Origin of the sequence: Rhodococcus sp. 14-1411-2a, from assembly GCF_002259485.1 — a bacterium.
GTDB lineage: Bacteria > Actinomycetota > Actinomycetes > Mycobacteriales > Mycobacteriaceae > Rhodococcoides.
Genome location: NZ_NPGA01000020.1, coordinates 671363 through 683277, shown reverse-complemented (window position 1 = coordinate 683277; position 11915 = coordinate 671363). Strand labels below are relative to the sequence as shown.

The 11915-nt window shown below is 65.7% G+C and carries 12 protein-coding genes; 11 read left to right on the top strand and 1 reads right to left on the bottom strand.

Going from position 1 to position 11915, the window contains the following annotated elements; all coding sequences use genetic code 11:
- The first annotated feature begins 77 nt into the window (after positions 1–77).
- From CH291_RS24180 to smc, 9 genes are all read left to right on the top strand, one after another.
- On the top strand, positions 78–869 hold the full coding sequence (locus tag CH291_RS24180) for a DivIVA domain-containing protein (RefSeq protein WP_094642222.1): 792 nt from the start codon (positions 78–80) through the stop codon (positions 867–869).
- Between the two features lie 91 nt (positions 870–960).
- Complete coding sequence (locus CH291_RS24175) at positions 961–1569, top strand: YceD family protein (protein WP_179276646.1); 609 nt, start codon at positions 961–963, stop codon at positions 1567–1569.
- Positions 1570–1752: a 50S ribosomal protein L32 gene (rpmF, locus tag CH291_RS24170; RefSeq protein ID WP_032397784.1), complete on the top strand. Its 183-nt coding sequence runs from the start codon at positions 1570–1572 to the stop codon at positions 1750–1752.
- A 26-nt stretch (positions 1753–1778) separates the two neighbouring features.
- Entirely contained in the window at positions 1779–2561 is a 783-nt protein-coding gene (gene rnc, locus CH291_RS24165; RefSeq protein WP_094688803.1) for a ribonuclease III, read from the top strand.
- Positions 2561–3427: a bifunctional DNA-formamidopyrimidine glycosylase/DNA-(apurinic or apyrimidinic site) lyase gene (gene mutM, locus CH291_RS24160; RefSeq protein ID WP_094688802.1), complete on the top strand. Its 867-nt coding sequence runs from the start codon at positions 2561–2563 to the stop codon at positions 3425–3427. Before rnc ends, mutM begins: the two co-directional genes overlap by 1 nt.
- Positions 3428–3518: 91 nt before the next feature.
- A complete protein-coding gene (locus CH291_RS24155; protein ID WP_094642218.1) occupies positions 3519–3947 on the top strand; it encodes an OsmC family protein in 429 nt (142 codons plus the stop codon).
- Positions 3947–4213, top strand: a complete 267-nt coding sequence (locus CH291_RS24150) for a hypothetical protein (RefSeq protein WP_094688801.1) — start codon at positions 3947–3949, stop codon at positions 4211–4213. The genes CH291_RS24155 and CH291_RS24150 overlap by 1 nt, the downstream gene beginning before the upstream one ends.
- Complete coding sequence (locus CH291_RS24145; protein WP_094688800.1) at positions 4210–4485, top strand: acylphosphatase; 276 nt, start codon at positions 4210–4212, stop codon at positions 4483–4485. The genes CH291_RS24150 and CH291_RS24145 overlap by 4 nt, the downstream gene beginning before the upstream one ends.
- A 60-nt stretch (positions 4486–4545) precedes the next feature.
- Positions 4546–8208, top strand: a complete 3663-nt coding sequence (gene smc / locus CH291_RS24140) for a chromosome segregation protein SMC (RefSeq protein WP_094688799.1) — start codon at positions 4546–4548, stop codon at positions 8206–8208.
- A gap of 16 nt (positions 8209–8224) precedes the next feature.
- Here smc and CH291_RS24135 read toward each other — a convergent pair whose 3' ends face one another.
- Positions 8225–8857, bottom strand: a complete 633-nt coding sequence (locus tag CH291_RS24135) for a pyridoxamine 5'-phosphate oxidase family protein (RefSeq protein ID WP_068049570.1) — start codon at positions 8855–8857, stop codon at positions 8225–8227.
- A 104-nt stretch (positions 8858–8961) separates the two neighbouring features.
- On the opposite strand from CH291_RS24135, the gene ftsY reads away from it, so the two are divergent.
- Both ftsY and CH291_RS24125 read left to right on the top strand, forming a co-directional pair.
- Positions 8962–10371 carry a signal recognition particle-docking protein FtsY gene (ftsY, locus tag CH291_RS24130; protein ID WP_094688923.1) on the top strand — a complete coding sequence of 470 codons (1410 nt, stop codon included), beginning with the start codon at positions 8962–8964 and terminating at the stop codon, positions 10369–10371.
- A 202-nt stretch (positions 10372–10573) separates the two neighbouring features.
- Positions 10574–11863 (top strand): ammonium transporter, encoded by a 1290-nt coding sequence (locus CH291_RS24125; protein ID WP_179276672.1) that lies wholly within the window; start codon positions 10574–10576, stop codon positions 11861–11863.
- Positions 11864–11915 lie beyond the last annotated feature (52 nt).

Here is an 11915-nt window from a genome sequence, read left to right as displayed (position 1 = left end):
CGTCGGCGGGCAGACTGGGTAGCGCAGCACTGCGAGTGAAGACCGCGCAGTGGCAGATTCGACGATTGGGGTAACCGGTGTACCGCGTATTCGAGGCGCTCGACGAGCTCGTCGCCATTGTCGAGGAGGCGCGCGGCGTTCCGATGACTGCCGGGTGTGTCGTCCCTCGCGGCGACGTCCTGGAACTGCTCGACGACGTCCGAGACGCCATCCCCGGCGAGCTGGACGACGCCCAGGACGTACTGGACCATCGCGACAAGCTCGTCGGCGATGCCAGGGCCACCGCGGAGAAGACGGTGAGCACCGCCAATGCCGAGGCCCAGGACACGGTCGAGAACGCCAGGGATTCGGCCGATCGCATTCTCGCCGACGCCAAGGCTCAGGCGGATCGCATGGTGTCCGAGGCGTCGGCGCACGCCGACCAGCTCGTGGCCGATGCCGAGGCAGAAGCAGAGCGCACGGTGCTGGAAGGCCAGCGTGAGTACGAGGCACTGACCGTTCGCGCCCGCACCGAAGCCGATCGGATGATCGAGTCCGGTACGGCGTCGTACGAGCGGTCGGTCGCAGACGGCACCGCCGAACAGAACCGTCTCGTGTCGGAAACCGAGGTCGTTCAGGCGGCCCACGCCGAGTCGGCTCGGGTGATCGACAGCGCGCACGCCGAATCGGATCGGATGCGCAGCGAGTGCGACGTCTACGTCGACACCAAGCTGGCAGAGTTCGAGGAGTTCCTCAGCGGCACCATCCGTTCGGTGGGCCGTGGGCGTCAGCAACTGCGAACCGGCTCGGGTGTACCGGAATACGGCAGCGAGCCGTACGGCGAATCGGCGTACGGAAGCCCGGAGCAGGGGCGTCGAAGCCGCCACTGAACGGCAGCAATTTGCCCTCGTATGCGTGTATGCGTATCGTTGTGAGGTTGCTTACCGACAGTAGGCATACCGACAGTAAGGAAGATCAGCCGTGCCCCCGCCCAAGAGAACGACCCGTCCGGAATTGGACGACGGATTCGTTCTGGACATTCTCAACCTCGGTCGTCGACCCGGGTCTACGAAGGCCATCGAGCGGACGGTTCCGGCTCCTTCCCGAATCGGCCTCGATGCCATTGCCATCGAAGCCGGTGTACCGGTCTCGCTCGATCTGCAGTTGCAGGCGGTCTCGGAGGGCGTTCTCGTCACCGGCTCCGTACTAGCAGCCACGGCCGGAGAGTGCACACGGTGCCTCGACCCGGTCAGTGGCAACGTCGACGTCTACCTGACCGAGTTGTTCGCTTACCCGAACAGCATCACCGAGGAGACCACCGATGCGGACGAGATTCACCGCATCGCCGACGACCTGATAGACCTCGAACCCGTCATCGTCGACGCGGTCGGTCTGGAGCTTCCACTCCACCCCGTCTGCAGTGACGAGTGCGAGGGATTGTGCCCAGAATGCGGCGTTCGCCTGGCGATTGCTGAATCCGGCCACTCTCACGATACAATTGATCCTCGCTGGGCTGGTCTTGCAGCCAAATTTGGCGTGGATCCAGAACCGAGCACAGAACTTGTGAACAACGAAGCCGAGGAGAAGTAAGTGGCTGTCCCGAAGCGCAAAATGTCGCGTTCCAACACGAGGTCGCGTCGTGCACAGTGGAAAACCACTGCGCCCACCCTCGTGACGTGCCCCAACCGCGGTTGTGGCGAGAAGACCTTGCCCCACATCGCGTGCCCCTCGTGCGGCACCTACAAGGGCCGCCAGGTCGTCGCAGCGGTCTGATTTCCGCTTACGTGACACACGAAGTAGTGGATCGGCACAACAGCGGTTCACAGAAGAATAGCTCCACTGCCGTCAGCGGCGGGGACGACCGAGAGTCGCTCCTCGCCGCTATCGGTGTTTCCCTGTCGGAACCGTTGTTGACATTGGCTCTGACGCACCGATCGTTCGCGTACGAACACGGTGGTCTGCCGACCAACGAGCGTCTCGAGTTCCTGGGGGACTCCGTCCTCGGTCTTGCTGTCACCGAGCACCTCTACGCGGTGCACCCCGCGAAGTCCGAAGGTCAGCTGGCCAAGATCAGGGCGAGCGTGGTCAACATGCATGCGCTGGCCGAGGTCGCGCGTGGACTCGGCGACGGCGGCCTGGGTCGCCACCTGCTGTTGGGCAAAGGTGAGGAGCAGACCGGTGGACGCGACAAGCCGAGCATCCTTGCCGACGGCATGGAGTCGTTGCTCGGTGCAATTCACCTGCAGCACGGCATCGACGTTGCGCGCACCGTCGTTCTGACGTTGTTCGCAGGCCTCCTCGACCGGGCTCCCAAGCTCGGTGCAGGACTGGACTGGAAGACGAGCCTCCAGGAATTGACCGCCGAACGTGCACTCGGCGTTCCCGCGTACGAAATCTCGTCCACCGGGCCCGATCACGACAAGGAATTCACTGCGACCGTGCTGGTCGGTGGATTCCCCCGCGGCGTCGGTATCGGCCGATCGAAGAAGGAAGCCGAACAGAAGGCTGCCAGTCTGGCGTGGAATGCGTTGTCGAACAACGACACTGCGATTCCGGCCGAGTCGGCCCCAGACCCTTCCTGATGCCGGAACTACCCGAGGTCGAGGTCGTCAGGCTCGGTCTGGAATCTCATGTCGTCGGCAAAACGATGCGGTCGGTGGAGGTGTTGCACCCCCGCGCCGTGCGGCGTCACGATCTCGGTGGTCTCGATCTGATCGGCCAGTTGCGCGGTCGACGCATCTCCTCCGCTCGACGGCGCGGAAAATACCTCTGGCTGGTGATGGAACCCGGCGATTTCGCGACCGTCGTGCACCTGGGTATGAGCGGGCAAATGCTGGTGCAGCCGCCGTCCGCCCCGGACGAGAGGCACCTGCGCATTCGTGCTCGACTCGACAACGGCACCGATCTGCGCTTCGTGGATCAGCGCACGTTCGGCGGCTGGGCACTCGCCCCGATTGTCACCGTGGACGGCACCGAGGTACCCGAACCGGTCGCACACATCGCCCGCGACCCGATCGATCCTCTGTTCGACGCCGAATCGGTGGTGAACGTGTTGCGCGGCAAGCACACCGAGATCAAGCGGGCACTGCTCGATCAAACCGTGCTCTCGGGCGTGGGCAACATCTATGCCGACGAGGCGCTGTGGCGTGCGAAGATCCACGGCAATCGAATCGCGGAGACTCTGACACGGCCGGCGCTGCGGCGCCTTCTCACAGCGGTGCACGCGGTGATGGGCGAGGCCTTGGCACAGGGCGGAACCTCGTTCGACGCGCTGTACGTGAACGTCAACGGTCAATCCGGCTACTTCGATCGATCCCTCGACGCCTACGGGCAGGAGGGCCTGCCCTGCTCGCGATGCGGAGCCCCGATCAGACGCGAGAAGTTCATGAACCGCTCGTCGTTCAGCTGCCCCACCTGCCAGCCGCGACCCCGACACGTGCGCGGCTGACCGGACGCAGGTCATTCCGCAGGCTCCTGTCCTGTCTTAATGGGTCATTCCGCAGGCTCCACTTCTGAACCGCCCGCCTAGTATTTCGGTCATGGCAGAACAGAGCACGCCGACCAACCTCTGGGTCGAGCGCACAGGCACACGTCGTTACACCGGCCGCAGCTCGCGAGGAGCCGAAGTGCTCATCGGGTCCGAGTCGGTCGAGGGCGTCTTCACCCCCGGCGAGCTGCTCAAGATCGCCCTCGCAGCGTGCACCGGGATGAGCTCGGACCTACCGCTCTCGCGTCGACTGGGAGACGACTACTCCGCCACCGTCGAGGTGTCAGGGGCCGCGGATCGGGAAAACGAGTTGTACCCGGAACTGAACGAGATTCTTCGGGTCGACCTGAGCGAAATGGACCCCGAGGCACAGGAGCGGCTGCTCACCGTCGTCCAGCGCGCCATCGACAAGGTCTGCACGGTGGGCCGGACCCTGAAGGCCGGCACGACTGTCACCCTGGACATCGACGTGGACGCCTGATGAAAGCCAGAGCAGCCGTGGACGTCACGGGTCTGCTCCTCGGCGCGGCGACTGCTCCGGCTCCCGCCGGATCGGGCGCTCTGCGTACCGCCGCTCCGAGCGGTGACCGGGGCACACTCGTTGCCGACGTCGATTCGCCGGGCAGACTGGTCACCGACGGTGACACGCTGTGTTTCACGACCGGAAACAGCGCTGCCGCAGGGCTTTTCGATACGCGAACCGGCACCGGTTTCGACGGAAACGTCCGAAAGTTGGCTCGCGAATGAGCGAAGAACGGCTGACGGCGTGGGTGCACGGGCTCGTTCAGGGCGTCGGGTTCCGGTGGTGGACGCGCTCGCGCGCACTCGAACTCGGACTGGTCGGTCACGCGACCAACCACGCGGACGGACGGGTCCTGGTGATAGCGGAGGGCCCACGTGAGCGTCTCGAGGCACTGCTGGCCTTGCTCCGAGGCGACCGGACGCCGGGAACGGTCACGCTCGTGGTGGAGAGTTGGGACAACGCCCGCGGAGATCTGGCGGGGTTCGTCGAACGCTGATCGTCCGTTGCGGGAGGCTCGGCGCGCTTTTGCGCAGCGTGCCGGTAAAGTACGGACGCTATGTATCTCAAGAGTCTGACGCTGAAGGGCTTCAAGTCCTTTGCTTCGGCGACGACTCTGCGTTTCGAGCCGGGAATCACCTGTGTCGTCGGCCCCAACGGCTCGGGTAAATCAAATGTCGTGGACGCCCTGACCTGGGTGATGGGTGAACAGGGTGCCAAGGCGTTGCGCGGCGGGAAGATGGAAGACGTCATCTTCGCGGGCACCTCGGGGCGCGCCCCGCTGGGCCGCGCAGAGGTCACTCTGACGATCGACAATTCCGACGGCGCACTTCCGATCGATTACTCCGAGGTCTCCATCACTCGGCGTATGTTCCGCGACGGCGCGGGCGAGTACGAGATCAACGGCAGTTCGTGCCGTTTGATGGACGTCCAGGAACTGCTCAGCGACTCCGGCATCGGCCGCGAGATGCATGTGATCGTAGGGCAGGGCCGGCTCGCCGCGATCCTGGAATCGCGGCCCGAGGACCGGCGAGCCTTCATCGAAGAAGCAGCCGGGGTACTCAAGCACCGCAAGCGCAAGGAAAAGGCCGTCCGCAAGCTCGACGCGATGCAGGCCAACCTGGCGCGGTTGACCGACCTGACGACCGAATTGCGCCGCCAACTCAAGCCTCTCGGCAGGCAGGCCGAGGTTGCGCGCCGCGCGCAGACCGTCCAGGCCGACCTACGTGATGCCCGATTGCGACTGGTGGCCGACGATCTGGTGGCCAGGCGCGAGGAATTCGCGAACCAGACCCAGGACGAGGAAGCGGCACGCGAGCAGTACGCGATGGTGCAGGACGCCCTCGAAGCCGGCTCGGTGGCACTCGGCGAACACGAGCAGGCGGTCGCCCGGCTGACCCCCAGTGCCGAAGCGGCCGGGCAGACGTGGTTCCGCCTGTCGGCCCTGGCCGAGCGCGTCAACGCGACGGTGCGCATCGCACACGAACGGGCTCGGCATCTCGACGCCGTTCGATCCACGGGTCGAGGGCAGGACCCGGACGAGCTCGAAGCGCAGGCCGAGCGGGTCGCCGAAGAAGAGATGGAACTCGTCGAAGCAGTCGAGATGGCACGTGAAACCCTCGAGGCGGCACGCGAGCAGCTGGCCGAGCGCGAAGCGGCCGCTGCGGCCGCCGAGCGCGCCCACCTCGCCGCTGTACGCGCGGTGGCCGACCGCCGTGAGGGGTTCGCTCGCCTGTCCGGCCGAGTCGACACCTTCCGAACCAAGGTCGAGTCGATCGACTCGGAGGTGGAGCGCTTGTCGGTGGCCATCGACGAGGCCCGAGAGCGGGGCGAATCGGCTCAGCGTGAGTTCGAGAGTGTGCAGGATCAGATCGGTACCCTCGATGCGAGTGAACTGAGCCTCGACACCAATTACGAACGAGCCGTCGCCGCGCTTCGACATGCCGACGCTCGAGTGACCGAACTGCAGGCCGAAGAACGCATCGCGGGCAAGAAGGTGGCGTCGTTCGAGGCCAGGATCGAAGCGCTCACGATGGGCCTCGAACGCAAGGACGGTGCCGGGTGGCTGGTGGAGAACCAGCAGGACGGTCTGTCGGGTCTGCTGGCCGGCCATCTCACGGTCGTGCCTGGCTACGAGGTCGCGGTGGCAGTGGCCATGGGTCCGGCCGCCGATGCCGCACACGCCGAGTCGTTCGACGCCGCGCGGGATGCCGTGCTGGCGCTGCGTGCGGCCGACGGCGGGCGCGCGTCCATCGTGCACGGCAGTGTCGCTGCAGCGCAGTCGTTTTCACGTCCGGAACTGCCGGACGGCGCTCGATGGGTGCTGGACCTGATCGAGTATCCGGACCGGTTGGCCGGAGCCATGGCGGCCCTGCTCGACGGTATGGTCGCCGTCGAATCGCTCGACGCTGCACACCGTCTCGTCTCCGAATCCGGTGATCTGCGTGCGGTGACCAAGGACGGCGACGTCGTCGAACCGGGTTGGGTCACCGGCGGCTCGGATCGTCGACCCAGCACTCTCGAAGTGCAGTCGGCGATCGATACGTCGACGGTCGAGTTGGCTGCGGCCGTGCGCCGTTCCGAGGAGCTCGATGCAGCACTCTCGGGAGCGTTGGAGGAGCAGCGCGACCGGCGCGAATCGGCTGAACAAGCGCTCGCAGCGCTGAACGAATCCGATGCCGCGATGGCCGCGGTGTACGAGCAATTGGGCCGATTGGGGCAGCTGGCGCGTTCGGCTCATGCGGAGTCGGCGCGATTGACGACGCAGCGTAGCTCTGCCGAGGCCAGTCGAGAAGAAGCGATTGCGCGGCTGGCCGAGCTCGAGGAAAACCTGCGGACGGCCGAGGACGAGCAATCGGGCTTCGCGGGAGACGGCGAGAGCGGTGACGCTGCGACCACCATGGAACGGGAGATGGCGGCAGCGGCGCTGACCGAAGTGCGTGCCGTGGAGGTCGAAGCTCGGTTGAACGTGCGGACCGCCGAAGAGCGCGCACAGTCCGTGCGCGGCAAGGCGGATTCGCTTCGACGGGCGGCGCGAGCCGAGCGTGAGGCCAGGGCGCGAGCCGAGCGTGAGAGCGCGGCGCGTCGGCATGCGGCCGCAGTGGCGGCGGCGGTCGGAGAATCGGGCGAGGAAGTCGCTGCGCGGTTGGCCACGGTCGTGGCAGCCGCTGCACGCAGGCGCGACGAGCTCTCTGCCGAACGTGCAACGCGCACAATCGAACTCGACAAGGTGAAGGAGCAGGTTCGAGCCCTGCAGGGGCAGCTGGCGTCGATCACCGACGCCGTGCACCGGGACGAGGTGGCCCGCGCCCAGGCCGCGCTGCGGATCGAACAACTCGAGACGACGATTCTCGAGCAACACGGCATCGGCCTCGACGATCTGGTGGCCGAGTACGGGCCCGACGTGGCCCTGCCACCCACCGAACTCGAGATGGCCGAGTACGAGGCAGCCAAGGAGCGAGGCGAGCAGGTGGTGGCACCGGCCCCGATGCCGTTCGACCGCGCCACTCAGGAGCAGCGCGCCAAACGCGCCGAGCGTGACCTCGCGACACTCGGCAAGGTGAACCCGCTCGCTCTCGAAGAGTTCGCCGCCCTCGAGGAGCGCTACAACTTCCTGTCCACGCAGCTCGAAGACGTCAAGTCCGCGCGCAAGGACCTGCTCGGCGTGGTCGCCGACGTCGACGAACGGATTCTGCAGGTCTTCACGGAGGCGTGGCTCGACGTCGAACGAGAATTCACCGGGGTGTTCGCCAAGCTTTTCCCCGGCGGCGAAGGACGACTGATCCTGACCGACCCGTCGGACATGCTCACCACCGGAATCGAGGTCGAGGCCCGCCCACCCGGCAAGAAGGTCAAGCGGCTCTCGCTGCTCTCCGGTGGCGAGAAATCGCTGACCGCGGTGGCCATGCTGGTGGCCATCTTCCGCGCCCGACCGTCACCGTTCTACGTCATGGACGAGGTCGAGGCAGCACTGGACGACACCAACCTGCGTCGACTGATCGGACTGTTCGAGCAGCTCCGCGAGAAGTCGCAGTTGATCGTCATCACGCACCAGAAACCGACGATGGAAGTGGCCGATGCGCTGTACGGCGTCAGCATGCGCGGCGACGGAATCACCACGGTCATCTCGCAGCGGTTGAACCGAGAACGCGTCGCAGTGGACGCAGTACAGCCGGACCCGACCGAGCCGGATGCGGTCGCTGAATCCGACACCGTCTCCTGAGCAGCGTCCTCCGTGGCTACTGCTTCGGGTAGAGCTGTTCGGCGTAGGACGGACCGTAGTATTCCCGCAGTTCCTCCACCGTCTCGGGAGCCTGAGGAATCAACGCTTTCGTCAGCGTCGCGACGTCGGGGATGGCGTCGGCATCCCAGGTCTCGGGCTGCCACAGCTTTGACCGCATGAACGCCTTCGCGCAGTGATGGAATACCTGCTCGATGTCGACGACCAGACACATGATCGGGCGGTGGCCCTTGACCTGCAGTTCGTCGAAGAACGGGGCGTCGGTGACCAAGGAAGCGCGACCGTTGACGCGGAGGGTGTCACCGCGACCGGGGACGAAGAAGTTCAGCCCGACGAACGGGTTCTCGAGAATGTTGCGATAGCCGTCCATCCGGCGGTTGCCCGGCCGTTCGGCGAGAGCGATCGTGGCGTCGTCGAGGACGTGCACCAGGCTCCCGGGCGGATCGCCCTTGGGCGAAACGTCGCATCGCCCGCTCGCGTCCGAGGTCCCGATGAGGCAGAACGGGGAGGCAGCGAGCCACTGCACGTCCAGAGGGTGCAGCGTGCGCCGGTCCTTGTTGGCGGCTCGGAAGCTCGGCTCTCCGAACATCTCGGTCAGTTCGGCGGCGTCGCGCACCGTGGTCCACTCCATGACCGTGAATGTTATCGACACGGACTTGCGGGCGGGAAGCGCATTTTCACGGTCGGTGCACCACCGGTGACGAACGGCCGCGATCGCCTGAGAGGATGTTCCACGTGAGTAACCAAGCGTGGATCATCGTCGCGGCGATCGCTGCCGTCCTGCTCGTCGTCCTCGTCGTCGGGCTGGTTCTCTCCCGTCGCCGGAGAGTGTCCCTCAAGTCGGACGAGGCAGCGCGAATCGAGGGCGCGGCCACCAAGGACAAATCCGGTGGCTACACCGCGGGTAGCGGCTTCTCGTTCAGTCAGGGAACGGCGACAGCCGAGCCTGTTGCCCCGAAGGCCCCCAGGCCCGAGCCGAAGCCGGTCGTGCCGAAGCCTGCCGAGGCGAAGCCGGTCGAGAACATTCCCGTCGAGTCCACGCCGGTCGAGCGGCCGCCGGTGGTACCCACGCCTGAACCGGTCGAATCGGAGACCGTCTGGATCGAACCGGAGGTGTCCGAGCCGGAGGCCCCGGCAACCGATGCCACCGTCGAAGATCCCGTTGCTCCCGAGCCGTCGGTGGCCGACACCGTTGCTCCCGCGCCTCGCCGCTTGGACACCATCGAACCGACCGAGGGACGACTCGACCGTCTCCGTGGCCGGCTGGCACGATCTCAGTCCGCGGTGGGCAAGAGCCTGCTCGGCCTCCTCGGCGGCGGCGACCTGGACGAGGACTCGTGGGAAGAGGTCGAGGACACCCTCCTGATCGCCGATATCGGTTCGGCCACCACCGCGGAGATCATGCGGACGCTGCGTGAGCAGATGGCGGCGCGCAGTATTCGCACCGAAGCCGACGCCAGGGCTCTGCTGCGCGAGATCCTCGTGGCGCAGCTGCACCCCGAGTTCGATCGTTCGATTCGCGCGTTGCCGCACGACGGCGCGCCCGCGGTGTTGCTGGTGGTGGGGGTCAACGGAACCGGCAAGACCACGACCACGGGCAAACTGGCTCGCGTGCTGGTCGCGGACGGGCGGCGGGTGTTGCTCGGTGCCGCCGACACGTTCCGCGCCGCTGCGGCCGATCAGCTGCAGACCTGGGCCGAGCGAGTGGGTGCCGAGGTGGTTCGCGGCAGGGAGGCCGCGGATCCGGCTGCTGTCGCCTTCGACGCGGTGAGCAAGGGGATCGAGAACGGCGTCGATGTGGTTCTGATCGACACCGCGGGACGATTGCACACCAAATCGGGTCTGATGGACGAACTGAGCAAGGTCAAGCGAGTCGTCGAGAAGCGTGCCCGCGTGGACGACGTTCTGCTCGTTCTCGACGCAACCGTGGGCCAGAACGGACTGACGCAGGCCCGTGTCTTCGCCGAAATCGTGAACATCACGGGAGTCGTGCTGACCAAGCTCGACGGAACCGCGAAGGGTGGCATCGTTTTTCAGGTGCAACGTGAACTCGGAGTGCCCGTCAAGCTCGTCGGTCTCGGCGAGGGTGCCGACGATCTGGCACCGTTCGAGCCGGGTGCCTTCGTCGACGCGTTGCTGGGCTGATCTCGACTCGGGGGCAGTTCCCGAACCGGGGCAAAAGCACAAACGCCAGCACGAAACCTTTTTGCAACAGAATTCGGTCATGCGTTCACATGCCCGAAACACCCGAGTGTCACGGATGAAACTTCGTGAAACCACTCTTCTTGCGTAACGGCGCGCCAACCGGTGTGCAGGAGAATGGAGGGTGTACGTGAGTCCCGAGGATATGTTGGCCAACTCCGGCAACGCCGCGTGGATGCTGATGGCAGCATCGCTGGTACTGCTGATGACGCCGGGCTTGGCGTTCTTCTACGGCGGTATGTCGCAGTCGAAGTCCGTGTTGAACATGATGATGATGTCGTTCGGAGCAATGGCCGTCGTCTCGATCATCTACTTCCTGTGGGGATGGTCGATGTCCTACGGAACCCAGGACATCGGCGGTGTCTTCGCCAACCCGTTCGAGTTCTTCGGACTCAAGGATTCGATCACCGATGCCGACGGTAACTACATCGCCGGCGCATGGGGCTACGCCAACATCATCGACGTGGCATTCCAGGTCACCTTCGCCATCATCACGGTGGCACTGATCAGCGGCTCGATCGCCGGCCGTGTCAAGTACGGCACCTGGCTCGCCTTCGCCGGTATCTGGGTCACCCTCGCCTACTTCCCGCTGGCTCACATGGTCTGGGGCGGCGGACTGCTCTCCGGATCCGAGAACGGGCTGGCGGCAATGATCTTCGGAACCACCGACGACGGAGAGGGCGGACTCGTCGCCAGCGTCGCTCCGATCGACTTCGCCGGTGGCACGGTGGTGCACATCAACGCCGGTATCGCCGGCCTGATTCTGGCGATCATCATCGGCAAGCGCGCAGGCTTCGGCAAGGTCGCCTACCGCCCGCACAACCTTCCGTTCGTCATGCTCGGCGCAGCGCTGCTGTGGTTCGGCTGGTTCGGATTCAACGCAGGCTCCGCCTTCGCCGCCGACGGCATCGCCGGCGTGGCCTGGGTCAACACCACCGCCGCCACGGCAGCCGCGATCGTGGGCTGGCTCATCACCGAGCGCATTCGTGACGGTCACGCCACCAGCCTCGGCGCCGCCTCGGGCATCGTCGCAGGTCTGGTCGCCATCACTCCGGCCGCAGGCACGCTCACGCCGGTCGGTGCCATGATCCTCGGCGTCGTCGCCGGTGTGCTCTCCGCACTCGCGGTCGGACTGAAGTTCAAGTTCGGCTACGACGACTCGCTCGACGTCGTGGGCGTTCACCTCGTCGCAGGACTGTGGGGAACGATCGGAATCGGCTTCCTCGCATCCGAGACCGGCCTGTTCTACGGCGGCGACTACAAGCAGCTCGTCGTGCAGATCGTCATCGCACTGTTCGCGCTGGTCTTCACCGCCATCGTCACCGCGGTCATCGCGTTCGCGCTCAAGCCCCTCGGCTGGCGCGTCTCCGACGAGGAGGAGACGAACGGCATCGACGAAGCCGAGCACGCTGAGACTGCATATGATTTCGCCTGACAAGGTAGAGATAGACGTGAACGCTGCACCGTACGACAACGGGCACTCGAGG

Bases quoted from the DNA above. Each gene is read 5' to 3' on its own strand.
- mutM (WP_094688802.1), top strand. From the start codon at position 2,561: ATGCCGGAACTACCCGAGGTCGAGGTCGTCAGGCTCGGTCTGGAATCT.
- CH291_RS24155 (WP_094642218.1), top strand. From the start codon at position 3,519: ATGGCAGAACAGAGCACGCCGACCAACCTCTGGGTCGAGCGCACAGGC.
- CH291_RS24150 (WP_094688801.1), top strand. From the start codon at position 3,947: ATGAAAGCCAGAGCAGCCGTGGACGTCACGGGTCTGCTCCTCGGCGCG.
- CH291_RS24145 (WP_094688800.1), top strand. From the start codon at position 4,210: ATGAGCGAAGAACGGCTGACGGCGTGGGTGCACGGGCTCGTTCAGGGC.
- smc (WP_094688799.1), top strand. From the start codon at position 4,546: ATGTATCTCAAGAGTCTGACGCTGAAGGGCTTCAAGTCCTTTGCTTCG.
- CH291_RS24135 (WP_068049570.1), bottom strand. From the start codon at position 8,857: ATGGAGTGGACCACGGTGCGCGACGCCGCCGAACTGACCGAGATGTTC.
- CH291_RS24125 (WP_179276672.1), top strand. From the start codon at position 10,574: ATGTTGGCCAACTCCGGCAACGCCGCGTGGATGCTGATGGCAGCATCG.